The organism is Sutterella sp., from assembly GCF_052272535.1.
Lineage (GTDB): Bacteria > Pseudomonadota > Gammaproteobacteria > Burkholderiales > Burkholderiaceae_F > Sutterella.
Genome location: NZ_DAVZJY010000018.1, coordinates 5,791 through 20,114 on the forward strand (window position 1 = coordinate 5,791; position 14,324 = coordinate 20,114).

Sequence of the window (14,324 nt, forward strand, 5' to 3'; positions counted from 1 at the left end):
CGTTGGGGCCGTAGGGAAATGAAGAACGGCTTCGAAAGGTCTGAGGAACGGAGGGGTGTCTCGGCCTTCGATCACGCTGTTCCGCACCGGATGCCGGCTCCTCATGTATCGCTCCGAGGCCCATTCGAAGAATTTCATTATGGTGAAGTTCTTCCGGAAGCCCCATTCCCGTTGGGGCCGTAGGGAAATGAAGAACGGCTTCGAAAGGTCTGAGGAACGGAGGGCATCCCCGAAGATCGCTCTCGATGCGAAGAATTCGGTGGTTTATCGGATAGCCGATCCTGCTTTCCAGAAGGTTCATGACTGAGGTGGTCTCTTCTAATCTCACAAGCATCGCCGCAATGCCTCCTACCGGTTTGGACAAGCGGAGAAAGGCCGAAGATTGATCATCCATTGAGGACCACGCGCGATGCGCTCACTTTTCCTGAAATCCGTTTTGGCTGCAGGTCTCGCATCGGCATGTGCAATGTCCTATGCCGTGACGGCTACCGAAGCTGTAGAGAATCAGCCCCAGAACACCTTCTATCGAAGCGGTGCGGAAGGCTGGTATTGGTATCAGGACCCGAAGCCCGAGGACGAGCCTCTATTGGAAGAGCCTCCGGCTCCAGAAGTAGCCAAGGAGGATAAGGCTCCCGAGCCGCCTAAGGAAGTGCAGGAGGCAAAGGTGGAACCTGCGCCTTTCTCACTCAAGTGGGTGCAGGAAATGATTCCGAAGTACCAAGAGCTTGCTTGGGACAACCCGACGCAGGAGAACGTTCAGGCCTTCTTCCTCATCCAACGTTTCGCAATGGACCGGGCCAACAAGTTCGCCGACGTCGCTCAACAGGTCGTTGTCGGCAACGCGCTTCTCGACGAAGGCATGCGTCGTCCGCTCGCCTCGTTTGCTACGACTTACGTTGATCGCGCCGCCGCCGACAAGGCTGATGCCCTTCTGAAAAAGATTGCCCAGAAGGCGGGCATCTTCTTCTTCTTCCGCTCCGACTGCCGCTTCTGTGAAGCGCAGGCCCCCATTCTCGGTTACTTGGAGCAGCTCGGATTCGACATTCTCGCCGTCAGTTTGGACGGCGGTGAGCTTCAAAGTCGGAAATTCAAGAATACGAAGATCGACTCCGGACAAGCGCAGGCGCTCGGTGTTCAGGCAACGCCCGCCATGTTCCTCATGAACGAGGATGGGCAGTTCTCTCCCATCGGGCAAACGGTGCTCTCCCTCGGTGAGTTGCGCCGCCGCATCCTTCTGGTCGCTTCAAGAGAAGGGTGGATCTCCGACGATGAGTTCAAGACCACGCAACCCTTCATAAACCCTGCCGATCAGCATGATCTTTCGCAGGAGCTTCCACGGCTTCTCAAGGCATCTGCTGATCCTTCAACACTCTTCGGCAGTCCCGAGCAGAGCGCTCAAGTCGCGCAACTCTCACCTGCCGAAAAACAAGCCCTCATCAACAAAGACAACTTCATCGAACCTACGAAGCTCATTGCGCTCTTTACGCAGGCGAACAAGCCCGTCGCGGATGGAGCGGAGCCAGAAGGAGAGGACGCCGATGCTTACTATTAAACCCCGCGTGATCGCTCTAGCTCTTGCCGGTGCGATCGCACTCTCAAGCATGCCGCTCGCCAACGCGGCCGGCCTACAAGCGAAGATGGATACCGTTTTCGGCGACATGTCAAACGTCTCTCGCCCCGGCATCTTCGACACCCAACGCCGCGGCGTGCTCTCCGGCGGCTCCGCCTACGTCCGTAGCCGCATCATGAATACGGAGCTTGTCAACCTCCAAACGCCCTCATGGAAGGCCGGTTGCGGCGGCATCGACTTCTTCGGCGGTTCGTTCTCCTTCATCAACGCCGATCAGTTCGTACAGCTCCTGAGAACCGTCGCCGCCAACGCCAAGGGCTACGCATTTCAGCTCGCTCTTGACGCTGCCTGCCCGTCCTGCATGGCGTGGATCAACAACCTTCAGGCCAAGATCCAACAGCTCAATGAGGCTTTCGGCAACTCCTGCCAACTGGCTCAGGGTCTCGTGGCCGATACGGCTCGCGCCATGGGCTCTACGCGCGACTTCGACTACAGCCTGACGGGTACCGTCCAAGGTCTCTATGACGACTTTTTCGGTGCTCGTTCGCAGGCGGACGGCAAAGACACCAAGAAGCAGGTCACCGCTTCCGGCAAGGACGAAAATCTTGTCGGCAACATCATCTGGGAGTCGCTCAAGAAGAGCAACGCCAAGGGGTGGATCGTCGATGCCTCCAACGAGAAGGACGAATACGGCATCATCATGGCCGTGACGGGCACCATCATCATTCCAAAGCCCGCGGACGACGCCAACAACCCCGACACGGGCACCTCCAACAATCCCAACTACCTGCCGGCTCTCATCGACTTCAAGGACCTCCTTGACGGTGGCACGCTCAAGACCTACACGTGTAATGACGATACGTGTTTAAATCCGACGACAACCTCGATCACGACGGTCGGTATGGTGAAGCGCATCCGCGATGCATTGGTCGGCGATGGTACGAGTAGGGGCGTTATTGCCAAGTTCGGCGAGATGTCCGACAACGCCTTCACTGCGAAGGAAGCAAACCTGATGGCAAACATGCCTGCCTCGATCGGTTCCATCGTGCGCAATCTCGCCACGAGCGCTCCGGACGTTGCGCGCGATCAGGCATACGACCTCGCCTATGCCGTGGCAATGTCGTGGGCTCACGACCTCATTCAGGAGAACCTTAAGGTGGCGCGTCAGGCCGTGCGCACAAATTCCAAGCCGGAAGTCCGGGAGATGCTTCAGATGCTTAACGACCGGGAAGCTTCACTGAACCGGTCTTATGAAAAATACGCCAAGGATCATCCGACGCTCGCCAAAATGGTCGAGCAGTACAACGCGGTCCAGAAGAACATCTACAAGATCGCCGTCGTTGCGGCCAACACGTCTTCCCAACCCGGGGCTTCTCGTTAATCCTGACTCAGGGCGGTGTCGAGGGCGGCACCGCATTTCTTCATGGACTTCACAATCACCAGTCTGGGGAACGTCGAATTCTTAGCGATGATCCTCAATGGTGTCGCGATGATCTGCGGCACCGGCGATTTCGCACGACTAGTCGCCATTGGCTTCGTAGTTGGCCTCTTCTTCATCGGCTTTCAGTGCATCTTCAGAGGAGGACAGCAGCTCAACCTGCATCACTCGTTCCTGTGCTTCCTCTGCTATCTCTGCATGTTTGGGCCCTCGTGCAACGTCGTCATTGAAGACGCCTACACGGGGCAAGCGCGCAACGTGGACAACCTGCCTCTGGGCGTCGGCGTTGCCGGTGCCGCCATTTCCGGCATCGGCTACGGTGTCACGCAACTCATCGAGCAGGGATACGGCACCGCCGACCGCACGTCCGAGCACCAGTTCGCGGAACCGCTGCGCATTCTTAATCAGCTCCGCGCCGTTGGGGATGAAATCTTCGTCGTCATCGACCAAGAGTTGGGGCCGCGTGCTAACGGTGCGCCGAGCGACTCCAAGAGCGCGTTGGTCAACTATCTCTCCGAGTGCACGATGGCGAAGATCCAACTCGGCGGAACGACTGCAACGGAGCTCTACAAGGCTCCTTGGGGTGAGAAGTGGCGCCTGACGAGTCTTGCGCATACGGTCTTCCTCCCCATCGCGGGCATGGGAGCGACTGAGACCGTCACCTGCAACGCGGGCTTTGACGCCCTGAATAAGATCTTCCAGAAGTTCAGTTCAACCGCTATCAATCAGGCCATCAACCAGAAGCTCCACATCCTGAATGAGGCCGGCACGGACGTTGCCACCGGGGCCGAAGGCGTCACCACGGCCATGAATTCTCTGCACGTGACTATGGGCGGCGCTCAGGACTTCGTAAGGATGATGGTCATCGAGAACGTCTACAGCGACGCGGCGGCAAAGTTCTATACGACTCAGCAGGACACTGCTTCGGCGATTGCCGTGAATCAGGCCCTCTTGCAGCGGAACACCCAATGGGCTGCCGAGGGGACGATGTTCTTCACCACCTCGCGCGCCCTAATGGCCTTCTTTGAGGGCTTCATCTATGCCATTACGCCTATCGTGGGCTTCCTGATCGCGATTGGCACATTCGGCGTAACGTTGGTCGGGAAGTACTTCCTGACGATCGCATGGATTCAGCTTTGGCTTCCGATTCTTTCCATCCTGAACCTCTACATCATGACGGGATGCAGGCAGGCGCTCACTGAATCCTCGCTGGGTACTTCAGCGTCCTTCTACGCGCTCGATACCATCTGGATGGAAACGCAGACTTGGATCGCCACGGGGGGCATGCTCACGGCGGCGACACCGATGCTTGCGCTCTTCTTGGTCACTGGCTCCACCTACGCCTTCACCACGCTTGCAGGACGTCTTGGCGGGCAGGATCACTTCAACGAGAAAATTCAAACGCCGGATGCCGTTCAGCAGTCAGCTGTCGCCAACCACGCTTCTCAGTACAGCATTGATCCTACGACGGGCGTCCTCCAGACTGCTGCTCAGGGGTTGCTCCCCAAAATCAACATCAGCGCAATTTCCGGGCAAACGCTTGCGAATCGTGAGGCACATATGCACAGTGTTTCCGATTCGATGACCGCTGCGGTTTCTCAACAGATTGCGTCTGGCACGTCGTCGCAAAATACCCGCCAATTTCTGCAACAGGTCGGGCAACAGGTTGGCAACACGATGGCGTATGACAACAAGACGGTCTTGGATGTCCTTCGACAAGACTCTGAGTTCGCCAATTTGTCTGCTGACCAGCAGCATCAAATGATTGGGGCAATGGCCGTGAAAGCCTCTGCCGGCGGTACGGTCAGTTCAGGTCTGGAGGCACTCGGCAACGGCGCTAAAGTATCCGTTGGGGGTGACTTCAACGCAAGTTCAACCGCTCAAGATAGTGCGAGCTCTAGCTCTGGGTACACCGTACAGTTCGGTGGATCCAAGGCGGCGCAGCATGCCAAGGCTTTCGATGCTTCATTGCGGGAAGCGTACAACGTAACCATTTCAAACACGAACACCAAGCAGTGGGCAGAGATGGCATCCGCCAACAAGGAGACGCAGGTCGGTGATGCCTTTGCCGATATGGCCTCTGCCTCCAAGAGTCTCGATGAAGCCAAAAGCTTTGATCAACGCTTTGGCGGTAATCAGACCATGGATGTTGCTCAACTGGCCGAATACCTCAGACATACAGAGCAGGGCAAGAGGTTGGCTCAGATGGAACGCGAGCCTGAAGGAAGAAAGGCCGGACTTTCTGCAATGGCAGAAAAGTACGCCGGTTTTCTCGGTGGCGATCTCGAAAAGGGAAAGATCATGGCCGCGCTTACCTATCTTTCCTCCAACAGTTCCGGGCATCCTGCGTTGCAGGAAGTTATTCAGAATTCCGGCATTCCCGCCCTGTCCGCCAACCCGACAGAAGTTACGCGCGATCTAGGAATTCGAGGCCCCAGAAACTTTGATCAGGAAAGAGCTCAGGCCGAAAGTTCAATTTCGGCTCAAAGAGGTGAAATTGCACGTGATAAGGGTCAGCTTAAGAAGGTTGATGGGCAGGCAGAAATGGCCCCAAAGTTTCAGAGGTTTGCCAATGATAGTGGCAGGGTTAACAGCGCCGCCAAGGGCTTTATGGCGGAAGCCAGTGCCAAGGGGCGTGCCCAAGCTCAGAAGGGGCTTGAAGAAATGCCCAAAGAAGGTTGGGGTGTTGACCTTGCAAGTAATGTGTTGCGGGATGGCGCTTTCCAATTTATCGCCAAGGCCGTGGATAAGTTCGCACCTACGGCAAAGGATGATTGGAGCCGGGAGAGCTGGAGTGATTATTTCCGCCAACATCAACAAACCATCTCAGGCCTCACGGGGCCGCAGACTAGGTTTATGGAAGCAGTCCATGAGCTAAATCTTTGGGATCGAAATAACAACGATATTCATAACCCGAAATTGGAAAGGGCGTTGGATGGTCTGAGGCAGGAAATGAAGGGTGCACTGTTTGGCGACAAGGAATTGACTTCTCAAGAGAAGGAAAAACTTGAGTTTGATACGGCAGTCATGGCTGGACACCTCATGCATTTGCATCGACAAGATAATCAGGGATTGGCTACACCTATTGTAAATTTCAACAATGCATACCAATTAAAGACTGGTCCGAAGTAACAAAAAAAGCCCTCAACTATGTTGGGGGCTTTTCTTTAGGAAGCCATTCGTTTTTTGTGCTCTCTCCGTTGCTCTCGATTTGGGCTGCGCATCCATCCATAGTAGAGATTGTCGAAATCGTCTGAGCAATCGTTGATAAGGACGTCTACATCGTACTTGTAGTTTCGAGGAAGAACAAGGGCCGGGCGTCCCCAGACGCCTGTTCGATATCGCAAGTTGTCCCAGTGCAAGTCGGTCTGAGTCCAGATTCGATAATCAAGCAAAGCATTGTAGCCAAGATTCATTGCGGAAATTCGCGCCTGCGTTTTAGCTTCTCTGATATAGCGATTTTCGCAGACTAGGATTTCATCAGCCTCATAATGGATCTGAAGATAGCTTGGAATTGGCAGCCCAATGCGGAAGAAGTAAAACTTGCCCTTGCAATCCCGGATGCGCGTCGGGGGAGGGGGCAACGTGACGGTTGCAACAGGTGAATCTTCGCAATCATCCTTGAATCCAAGGATGCGGCCTAAACGGTCAATAAAATTAAAGCTCATGATTAATTAGGAATGATTAATAGAAATAACAAGGTCGAGACTGCCGAAAATCAGCGCATCAGCAATGATACCAATAATTATCCCTTTTGGCCCGTAGGCTAGAGCGGCCATGATTGGAAGGAACGCGGGGAGAATTTTCAGACTAAACAGAATGGGAACATCGGCGTGAGTGACTATGGCTCCGATCATGAAAAAAATTACGTCGATAAGAATCCCATAGATATATCCGATGCGGCCTGCATAGTAGACGCTAACAACGATTGGAATGAATGGGATGGAGAATAGAAGGAGACAGAATAACTGGAACATCTGTATTCGGGAAAAAATGAAGCTATGATTGAGTTGATGTGTTGTCTAAAATACTAAGGGCTAGTCTAATGCGGAGACTTGTTCTGGAGTGCCTTTTCGAGTTCGGCGTTGCGCTTCTTTTCCTCAACCAATGCTTGGTGGGCAGCATCTAAATCTTCTCGAAGCTTTACTACGACGGCTTCGTATTCCGCTCTTTGGGCGTCGATGCGTGACCGAAGAATCGGTTTGAAAACCATCCAGATGGCGTCTATCACGGTTTGCGCCGTCTGCGGATCCAAAGAGATCTTCTCATCCTCAATCTCATTGAGGATTGCATGCTCGGTTTTCCAATCCTTGACTGCTTGAGCAAGGGTACTCAAAGAACCTCCACCCAACTCCTCCCGAAGCTCACGGATGGAAGGGAGCTTCATGCCTTCAGATGCCACCTTGTCCAGATGCGCGAAAACTTTTGCTCGTGTTGACAATCCACAACTCCTCGAATGGTTGTATGATAACGATACGTAACGCAATGATCAACCGATTGGATCAGTAGGCCTGTGATGGTTCGAATCAATTCGTCGATTGATTAATGACCAACTCGCGCTGTCTTCTCGTGGGAGGGCATGAGGGGGTTAGCGTTAACCCCTATTGTCGCCCCCCCCCCTTGATGTTAAATTTCCGGGGAAATCCGTTAGTTATCCAATTTACGGACAATGATTGTAACACTTCGTACTCTTCCCATGTTCAGGCTCACGATCATCAGACGGTTGATTGCTTCGGCTCTGAGTGCCGTCTGTGGGTGCGTCTGCGCCGCGGTTACGCCTCTTCATGGGACTGTCTTTGAAACTGTCGGATTGGCGTATGACATTGATCCGGCGCTTCTCTACAGCATCTCGATTGTGGAGTCCGCTGTGGATGATCCAACGCGATCCGGCTATCTCAAACCTTCTCCTTGGACGCTTCGCACGTCTACGCCGTTCTACGCGGCTTCACGCCGGGAAGCGGAGGTCGAACTCCTTCGCCTTCTGCGCTTGGGACGCAGCGTCGATGTCGGAATGATGCAAGTCAACACGCGTTGGCATGGTCATCGCGTCAAGGATCCGCTCGATCTTCTGGATCCTCTCGTGAACGTGCGTGTGGCCGCGGAAATCCTTTCCGAACAAATGAGGCGCTACCCCAAGGATGCCGCTCTGGCGGTGGGCCACTATCACAGCGCAGACAGCAAGCGCGCGCGTTGGTACGCACGCCACGTCATGCGCATCTACACAAACATCAAGACGCAGGAGTAGCCGTGACGCAGAAGACAGTATTGAACTTGTCTCAGGCGATTCGGATTCAGCTCGCCTTGACCTCCACTGAGCTTCCGAACCTGCGCACGATGGAGACGAATCTCTGGAATGCCGTCAAGTATGCATTGGAAGTTGACGAGACTGAGAAGGAACTTCATTGGCTTCGGCTAGGTCCGCAGCTCTCCAGCGTGCTCCGTACAGCGACGCCTAATCTCATCGGCATGTTGGCTGAGTCGTCGGTATGCAGCTTCATTGCGGATATTCGTGAGGATGATTTCCGCAAAAAATTTGGTCACTCTGAGGAATGGAGTTCGTTGAGATCTGATGCCCGCATCAACTACTACATCGCTCGGTTTGCCTCCATCTACTGGTGTTCAGTACGAGACTTCGCTGTGAAAAGTAGATGCGACTGTCAGTCGGTCTTTCATCTTCCGCTCAGCATCATCGACATGGTTGCGGATTCGACCACTTCGCAGATTATCGACTTCTGTCATGGTGAGATCTCGCTTCAGAAGTTCCAATTGACTTCAAAGATCGTCGATTGCATCAACGTGGCGCGGCATATTCCAAAGGATGGATTTTTCCGCAAGCAGGTTGATCTTAGACTCGTCGCCGCACGTGCCGTCAAGTCCAACCACTGTGCTCTGTTCAACAAATTTCGGACCTGCTAATCAATCATGGCTAAATCAGAGTTTTCACGTCAAACCGTTAAGACGGTCATGACGATGCTTCGGGAAGGTAAGGACGTTCAACAGGTGTCGGATCATCTCAACGTTCCGGTTAGTCTCGTGGCGGCTTTGGACCATCAGTTGGCAATCAACGACGGGGGACTTTCGATCTTGGAGCGTTTGACCGAAGTCGCCTCCGAAAACCTGCGGTTGAGTGAAGTCCAGCAGGAAGAGAAGGAGAAGGCGGCCAAGCAGCTCTGCGTCTCACTCCTCCATGCGGGCATGAAGCCTGCGCAGATTCACATCACCACGGGACTTTCGATCAACATCTGCCGTCACATTTATCAAAGAATGAGGAAGCAGTACGATCTGCCTGATGCCGCGATTCCGATGCCCACCAACATCGCTTCGCGTCTGGTGATGTCGATCTTCGCTACGCACTACACCTACCTTCAGGCCGAGAGTGAAATCAATTTGATCCATCTCGGCAATATGATCCATCTCGGCAATATTGTTGTCGCATGGATGCGCACGGTCGAGTCGGTTACCGGAGCTCAGATCGACAAACTTCCTGAGTTCGATCCACGCTTCCTCTCCATTGGAAGTCTCTTTGAAGTCGCCAAAGGGTTGCGGGAGGTCCGCACGCCCCTTCCAGAACAGGAAGATGGTGATGATCCAGCCCCGGTCCGCAAGATCTACAACTGCCTCTGTCCAGTTTGCGGAAGCGAATTTATCGCGGTCTTCGGGACGAGCGATCAGGATGCCGAAAAGTGCTGTTTCTGTGAACTGATTGAAGCGGCTGAGAAGGCGGCTTGATGCAAAGAGGGGAATTTCAAGCGTGCGACAAAACCTGACGTTACGGGAGAAGTTGCCTTCTCATTCTTGCCCGTATCGAGCGGACAACTCACTGAACTCTCTGGAAAATAACGAGCTCTTTCCTTCAGAAGCAACCTATGGAAAAACCCGTTCATGCGACATGACGTGACGTCAGCACAGAAGTCGTCCGGTAAAAAGTCACCTCAAGACGCATCAAACTAATTGAAAGGTAAGGAAAAAATGCTGGTCATTTCGTCAGAAGCAGTACTCGGAAGCTTCCTCCCGGCGAGCCGGAATGCACGGGGCAACTTCTCACCGTACCTTCGTTGAGAAGTTGATGGTGCATTTTTTCTTCGAGGCATCTGCAATCACATGAAGTTCCTAGAAGAAATTTCGACTTTATCTTCAGAAGCACCCCTTCGTAATGCGGCGATGGAGCCTCTGTTGAGAAGTTGGGGCTGCGAACTTTAGTTGATTCCGCATCCAACATACTGAAAAACCGAGAAAAAACTACCGTCATTCGTTCAGAAGCTGCCCCATGAACCACGACTCCTGCACTGGAGAAGTTGAGGGCAACTTCTCATAAGGATAGGGAATATAAGAAGTTGCCCATGTCATCTCAGCTCCCCCAGACCTTCGACGACCTGCGCCCCGACCCTGCATTTTGGGAGGTTGACCTCCCAAGCGGAGAGGATTCTCCCGAAGAGGCTTCGCGCGAGGAAGAGGACGTTGCCAAGCAGCTCTTCATCGACAAGTCCAGACTGCTTACAGACATTTCTCTGCTTCAATCTTCCATCGCCTACAGGGCAGTGCGTGCGGCTCAAAAGTACTTTGACTGGATGAAGCGGAAGAAAGGTACGGACAAGCAAACCTATCTTCGACCGGCGATTCGATTCAACAGTCAGTACGGAACCGTCGAGCTTCTGTGGGTCCGCCGGTTTTCTAGACTGCGCCCGACCAAGTCAACCGACAGCTTCAATCCGGAGTCGAAACGAGGACGTACCTTCCAGATCAAAACGGATCAGGGTTCGATGACGGTCTTCGCGTGGTACGACTACTTGAAGAAAGGCACCAAAGATCGGTACTCAGATGTGATCTTCAAGAAGGAACCTGCGTGGGTCCAGAAGTTGGGGCCCGAACTGGAAGACATATTTGAGCAGTTGCGCAAAGAACAGAAGCACCTCTCAGCGATGCGGCGTTCTCTTGGGGTGATCAATGATCTTCAGCTCCGTCAATTTTCCGAACATGTAATCAAAGAACTCGAATCATGGGGCGGCATGTCTCCGAAACCGCTTCGGAGTCCCTCACAAGACAACCTTACTGAGGAGTAATCATGGCTAGGAAATCCAATTCGGATAACAACTCGTCCATCGACCAACTCAAGAATGCGATGAAAGACGCCTTCCTTCCTGAGGGGTGCTCGTTAACGCGCGAAATGCACGGTGTAACCTTTCGGATCGCTCATGCTTCCAAGGACCAGTACGGAAACTACATCCTGCGGGAAGGGTGGTTGGTGAGCGACGTCATCTGTGAGGATCAGACTCGTGCCTGCATTCAGTATGATCATTCCGATGTGTTCATCGACGTTCCGGCCAAGGAACTCGTGATTCTGAGTTGTCATGAACGAAAGATCGTCGCCTAAACCCTATCCGCAAGCTTTGCGGGCCAAGGCCGCAGCGCTCTTTGAAGCCGGCTATGGCTACAAAGCTACAGCGACGAAACTCGGTGTTCCTCAGGCTACAGTCCGAGACTGGAAGCGACTCTGGGTGAAGAGACAGGGTTTAAGAGTTCCGATCCCCTACGACGAAATGCTGAGGTCATTGATGCTTGTTCGAGGAGAGCGGTACGTCAGCAGTTCAACAAGAGCGCGGCTTCTGGAAGCGTACTGGTTGACAGTTGGCAGACCATACGATTCAACTCAGGCTATGGCACGAATTCTGGAAGCGCTTCGCCGCTCGCCACACTTCAAAAAGACCTCTCTGAAAGTTCATTCCGAAAACAGATCAGAATGGCATGAGGTCTACAAGCTCGTCCATTGAGGACCTCCTTTGGACACTTTCAACGTATGGGGACTTCGTTCGAAGGTGACGGACGAATCGGTTCGCCGGGATAAAGATGAAAGGGCAGGGGTCGCTCCACCACGAGCGGCCCTTTCGCGTTCTGTGATAGCCGTTTCTGCTTGCGTGCGCACTGGTTGGGCATCCTTCCCTTGCAAAACTCTCTCCCTACGTCGGGCATCACGCCCTTGCTCATTCGCTAGGAGAAGTTCATGGGAGACGGCCAAGTTGCCAAAGAAGAAAGCTTCTCCGCGCATCGTCCCTGTTGGAATCACAGAGAACATGCCCACATAAGCGGCCGGTGCACGTAATGCAGTCCGTCCTTATGGCCTGCATGTCGGTTGTGTTCAACGACATCAGAACAAACCTGCGAGGTCTCCGTTGTCGCCCAGATTCCAAAGAGCCTTCCCAACTGAACCCGCACAAACTAGCAGCGACAAAACCATCGACCGCAACGACCAGCAACAGCAGCACGGAAGCCGCTCCAGATTCCGAGTGGGAATACGTGCCGGTGCGGCCCGGGTGGCCGTCACGGAATGCGGGCTACGTGATGCGCGGTTGCGCTTTGGCCTTCATTGTTCTCTTCGCGTTTGCGAGCGAGCAGTGAACCCCGCAACACCTTTATCCCCTGGTCACTTTCTGCGCGCCTCGGCGCGCTCTTCATTCGGTCTCGTTTCGTTATGCCAATTCGCATTCTCTACATCGCCGAGAAGCCCTCAGTCGCAAAAGCCATTGCCGCCGAACTCGGCGTCCTGAAGCGAGACGACGGCTTCCTCTCTTGCCGTGATGACGTCGCCGTGACGTGGTGCTTCGGCCACCTCCTAGAGCAGGCCGAGCCCGATGCATACCTCCCCGACGACGTTCCAAAGACGAAGAAGGGAACCAAGGTCTGGCGCCTCGCCGACCTCCCGATCTTCCCGAAGGAATGGCTCTGCGTGCCGCGGGGCGACAAGGGCGTGAGGAAGCAGCTCTCAACCATCGGCAGACTCTTGAAGAGCGCCCGGGAGCTCGTGAACGCCGGCGACCCGGATCGCGAGGGGCAGCTTCTCGTGGACGAAGTGATCGAGCACTTCCACATTCGCAAGCCCGTGAAGCGCTTCTGGGTCTCGGCCGTGGACCCGGCGTCGATCCGCAAGGGACTGGCGAACCTTCGCGAGAACGCCGACTACAGCGGCATGCGTGACGCGGCGCGCGGTCGCTCGCGGGCGGACTGGCTGCTCGGCATGAACCTCTCGCGCGCCTACACGCTCACCAGTCGGGGCGACGACGGCAAGACGCAGCTCGTCGCCGTAGGTCGCGTCCAGACTCCTACGCTTGCGATGGTCGCCCGCCGCGACTATGCGGTCGAGCACTTCGAGCCGCAACCCTATCTCGCCGTCACGGCGGACCTCTGCGCCAAGGAGAAGACCTTCCGCGCGCGCTGGAAGCCCCGCGAAGGGCAACCCGGCATGGACGCCGAAGGCAAGCTCCTCATCGACCTCGAAATCGGCCGCAGGCTCGTGGAGCGCCTCTCGAATGAAAAGACCGCGCGAGTCGTCTCCTCCACGACGAAGCGCCGCAAGGCCTTCCAACCCAAGGCCTATTCTCTTGCCGACATCCAGATCGAGGCGAGCCGCCTCTACGGCTTTTCTGCCGAAGACACGCTGAAGGTTTGTCAGTCGCTCTATGAAACCCACAAGATCACGTCCTACCCGCGCACGGACTGTGGGTACCTGCCCGAGAGCCAGCACGCCGAGGCTCCGGCGGTGCTCGCCGCAATTGCACGGACATTTCCTGCTTCGGCCAAGGCTGTCCAAAAGGCAGACCCGAAGATCAAAAGCTCGACGTTCGACGACAAGAAGGTGACGGCCCACCACGGCATCGTGCCGGTCGCGAACGTTGCGTCGTGGGATTCCCTTTCGGAAGCCGAGCAAAAAATCTATCGGCTCGTCGCCAAGCGCTACATCGCGAACTTCTTTCCCGTACACGAGTACGACGCGACGGAGATCCTCTTCGACATCGGCGGCGAATCGTTCCTCGCCAAGGGCCGTGTCGTGGTTGCGAAGGGATGGAAGGTGCTCTTCGACAAGGCGGAGTCGCAAGACGAAAAGTCACCAGAAGAGGAGGAGGACGGACAGGTCCTCCCCGCGCTTGCGACCGGGGAGAGCTCTGACGTTCAGGGGATCGTAGGGCGAGAGGACAAGACGAAGCCCCCGGCCTACTTCACCGAAGGCACGCTCATCGCCGCGATGGAGAACATCTGGCGGTCCTTCGATGAGCAGACTCTCCAAGAGCGCCTGAAGGAGGCGGGTGGCATTGGTACGCCCGCGACGCGCGCGGCGATCATTGCGGAGCTGAAGCGCAAGGAGTACCTCGTTTCGAAAGGAAAGAAGCTCCATTGCACCGATGCAGGCCGTCGAGTGCTGCTGCGGGCCTCTCCGCGAGTGCGCAGCGCCGCCCTCACGGCGCAGTTCGAAACAAAACTCTCGCTTGTGGAGGCCGGAAACCTCTCTCTTGATACTTTCGTTCGAGAGTTCGAAGATTTTGTCCG

Annotated in this window: 12 protein-coding genes; 10 read left to right on the forward strand and 2 right to left on the reverse strand. The window is 54.9% G+C overall.

What is annotated here, in order from left to right; translation table 11 throughout:
• Positions 1 to 409: 409 nt before the first annotated feature.
• From traF to ACT6Y9_RS02185, 3 genes are read left to right on the forward strand one after another with little or no spacing between them, the layout of a single operon-like run.
• Positions 410 to 1,552: a conjugal transfer protein TraF gene (traF, locus tag ACT6Y9_RS02175; RefSeq protein ID WP_443743351.1), complete on the forward strand. Its 1,143-nt coding sequence runs from the start codon at positions 410 to 412 to the stop codon at positions 1,550 to 1,552.
• Positions 1,539 to 2,951, forward strand: coding sequence for a conjugal transfer protein TraH (locus tag ACT6Y9_RS02180; RefSeq protein ID WP_443743352.1), 1,413 nt, complete (start codon positions 1,539 to 1,541; stop codon positions 2,949 to 2,951). Before traF ends, ACT6Y9_RS02180 begins: the two co-directional genes overlap by 14 nt.
• A gap of 42 nt (positions 2,952 to 2,993) precedes the next feature.
• A complete protein-coding gene (locus ACT6Y9_RS02185; protein ID WP_443743353.1) occupies positions 2,994 to 6,140 on the forward strand; it encodes a conjugal transfer protein TraG N-terminal domain-containing protein in 3,147 nt (1,048 codons plus the stop codon).
• Between the two features lie 35 nt (positions 6,141 to 6,175).
• Here ACT6Y9_RS02185 and ACT6Y9_RS02190 read toward each other — a convergent pair whose 3' ends face one another.
• Positions 6,176 to 6,676, reverse strand: a complete 501-nt coding sequence (locus ACT6Y9_RS02190; RefSeq protein ID WP_443743354.1) for a hypothetical protein — start codon at positions 6,674 to 6,676, stop codon at positions 6,176 to 6,178.
• 374 nt (positions 6,677 to 7,050) lie between these two features.
• Positions 7,051 to 7,449 carry a DNA-binding protein gene (locus ACT6Y9_RS02195; RefSeq protein ID WP_443743355.1) on the reverse strand — a complete coding sequence of 133 codons (399 nt, stop codon included), beginning with the start codon at positions 7,447 to 7,449 and terminating at the stop codon, positions 7,051 to 7,053.
• Between the two features lie 369 nt (positions 7,450 to 7,818).
• On the opposite strand from ACT6Y9_RS02195, the gene ACT6Y9_RS02200 reads away from it, so the two are divergent.
• From ACT6Y9_RS02200 to ACT6Y9_RS02230, 7 genes are all read left to right on the forward strand, one after another.
• A complete protein-coding gene (locus ACT6Y9_RS02200; protein WP_443743356.1) occupies positions 7,819 to 8,253 on the forward strand; it encodes a lytic transglycosylase domain-containing protein in 435 nt (144 codons plus the stop codon).
• A gap of 2 nt (positions 8,254 to 8,255) precedes the next feature.
• Positions 8,256 to 8,924, forward strand: coding sequence for a hypothetical protein (locus ACT6Y9_RS02205; protein WP_443743357.1), 669 nt, complete (start codon positions 8,256 to 8,258; stop codon positions 8,922 to 8,924).
• A gap of 6 nt (positions 8,925 to 8,930) precedes the next feature.
• The gene (locus tag ACT6Y9_RS02210) at positions 8,931 to 9,737 is read left to right on the forward strand and encodes a hypothetical protein (RefSeq protein WP_443743358.1); all 807 of its coding nucleotides are present in this window, start codon (positions 8,931 to 8,933) and stop codon (positions 9,735 to 9,737) included.
• A 611-nt stretch (positions 9,738 to 10,348) separates the two neighbouring features.
• Positions 10,349 to 11,068 carry a conjugative transfer protein MobI(A/C) gene (gene mobI, locus ACT6Y9_RS02215; protein ID WP_443743359.1) on the forward strand — a complete coding sequence of 240 codons (720 nt, stop codon included), beginning with the start codon at positions 10,349 to 10,351 and terminating at the stop codon, positions 11,066 to 11,068.
• 2 nt (positions 11,069 to 11,070) lie between these two features.
• Positions 11,071 to 11,379 carry a hypothetical protein gene (locus ACT6Y9_RS02220; protein ID WP_443743360.1) on the forward strand — a complete coding sequence of 103 codons (309 nt, stop codon included), beginning with the start codon at positions 11,071 to 11,073 and terminating at the stop codon, positions 11,377 to 11,379.
• A complete protein-coding gene (locus ACT6Y9_RS02225; RefSeq protein WP_443743361.1) occupies positions 11,357 to 11,776 on the forward strand; it encodes a helix-turn-helix domain-containing protein in 420 nt (139 codons plus the stop codon). The genes ACT6Y9_RS02220 and ACT6Y9_RS02225 overlap by 23 nt, the downstream gene beginning before the upstream one ends.
• A 698-nt stretch (positions 11,777 to 12,474) precedes the next feature.
• Positions 12,475 to 14,324 (forward strand): DNA topoisomerase 3 (locus ACT6Y9_RS02230; protein WP_443743362.1); only part of this gene is annotated, 1,850 nt, incomplete at its 3' end.

Bases quoted from the DNA above. Each gene is read 5' to 3' on its own strand.
- traF (WP_443743351.1), top strand. From the start codon at position 410: ATGCGCTCACTTTTCCTGAAATCCGTTTTGGCTGCAGGTCTCGCATCG.
- ACT6Y9_RS02180 (WP_443743352.1), top strand. From the start codon at position 1,539: ATGCTTACTATTAAACCCCGCGTGATCGCTCTAGCTCTTGCCGGTGCG.
- ACT6Y9_RS02185 (WP_443743353.1), top strand. From the start codon at position 2,994: ATGGACTTCACAATCACCAGTCTGGGGAACGTCGAATTCTTAGCGATG.
- ACT6Y9_RS02190 (WP_443743354.1), bottom strand. From the start codon at position 6,676: ATGAGCTTTAATTTTATTGACCGTTTAGGCCGCATCCTTGGATTCAAG.
- ACT6Y9_RS02210 (WP_443743358.1), top strand. From the start codon at position 8,931: ATGGCTAAATCAGAGTTTTCACGTCAAACCGTTAAGACGGTCATGACG.
- mobI (WP_443743359.1), top strand. From the start codon at position 10,349: ATGTCATCTCAGCTCCCCCAGACCTTCGACGACCTGCGCCCCGACCCT.
- ACT6Y9_RS02220 (WP_443743360.1), top strand. From the start codon at position 11,071: ATGGCTAGGAAATCCAATTCGGATAACAACTCGTCCATCGACCAACTC.
- ACT6Y9_RS02225 (WP_443743361.1), top strand. From the start codon at position 11,357: ATGAACGAAAGATCGTCGCCTAAACCCTATCCGCAAGCTTTGCGGGCC.